This is a genomic window from Acinetobacter sp. SwsAc6 (genome assembly GCF_013391565.1).
GTDB lineage: Bacteria > Pseudomonadota > Gammaproteobacteria > Pseudomonadales > Moraxellaceae > Acinetobacter > Acinetobacter cumulans.
Window position 1 is genome coordinate 1 of the sequence record NZ_JACAXE010000073.1, and the last position, 1,247, is coordinate 1,247.

Annotated in this window: 1 protein-coding gene; it reads left to right on the plus strand. The window is 35.4% G+C overall.

What is annotated here, in order from left to right:
- The first annotated feature begins 157 nt into the window (after positions 1-157).
- A complete protein-coding gene (locus tag HYG93_RS19155) occupies positions 158-991 on the plus strand; it encodes a hypothetical protein (RefSeq protein ID WP_256733504.1) in 834 nt (277 codons plus the stop codon).
- Positions 992-1,247: the final 256 nt, after the last annotated feature.

Here is a 1,247-nt window from a genome sequence, read left to right on the forward strand (position 1 = left end):
AAGCAAAAAATGGACAATGCCTATCCAAAATTGGAAATCTGCTATGAACCGCTTTAGTATCATGTTTGAAGAGCGTGTAACCAAGTATTTTTAAAACTGTATTTACACAGAATTATTTACACCCTCAGTGACGCTGAAAAAACGACAACGAAATTTAATGCTTTTGGGTATAACTTCATCTGTCTTTTTTATTGCATCAGTGATAGGTCTATTTGTACAACAAGACTTTGTATATGGATTCTTTGGTTTAACAACGCAGGTTGAGCAACTGCATTTACCAAGTAGTATTGATGCCCAGCTAGCGAATTTTAGTCAGCAACCTGATTATTTTGTGAATCTATTGTCATGGTTTGGTTGGCTGTTTCTTAAGCTCTTTGTGGCTTTTATAGGGTCGTTTTTGGTGATCCATTTTCTTCGAAAAATTCGCTTTTTTTATGTCAGATTTCAATCTTTTGTGTTGAAATTTGTGGGTTGGCTTATTGCATTTATTGTGCTTTGGAGTGGGCTGACCTATGTGCAATACGATTTAAAATCAGAGCATTATGGTGAATACCAGCAACTGGTTCGTTATGATAAAAATATTCAAGAAAGTGAAATATCACATTATTTGAATGAGTCAAACGTCGCTTTGCCTGTCAAAAATTATCTATTGGCACAAACTGCCTTGTTGCATCAGCCAGCCGACCGCGCAACGGCTATTCCTTATGTACAAGCGCTGATAAAAGCAGAGCAACATGATCCACAATTTTTAAGTTATGGCTTTAAGCCAGAGCAATTGTGGAGTATGCAAAATCAATTGTTTGATAAAACTATCACACCTATGGCACAAAGTGTGAGTAAGCAAGTTGCACAGGCAAATGTGCTGAGTACTGTGGTGTATTGGGTTCTATGGGCTGCTGTTGTACTTTTTCTCACCATGAGTGCACTGTTATTTATTTTATCCTCACATTTAAAAAGCCGTATTCAACGGATTGGGCAACATTTAAGTTAAATTGTTCACGCTCAGTGGCTATGGTGTTGTCGATCTGAGCGTTTAGTGACAGACGGGGTATGTCTCCTTTTCCTTAAGTTGTTGAAAAAGATTTTTATTTTGTATTTAAATCTAATTTTTCGATCATTGTTATAAAAACAAACTGTTTTATCTATTTTTATATTTATCTTATTCTTATCCCATCAAATATACATTTACTCCTTTGGAGACGTTAGCAATGTTAGATCAAAATACTTCTGCACAATTAAAAACTCTT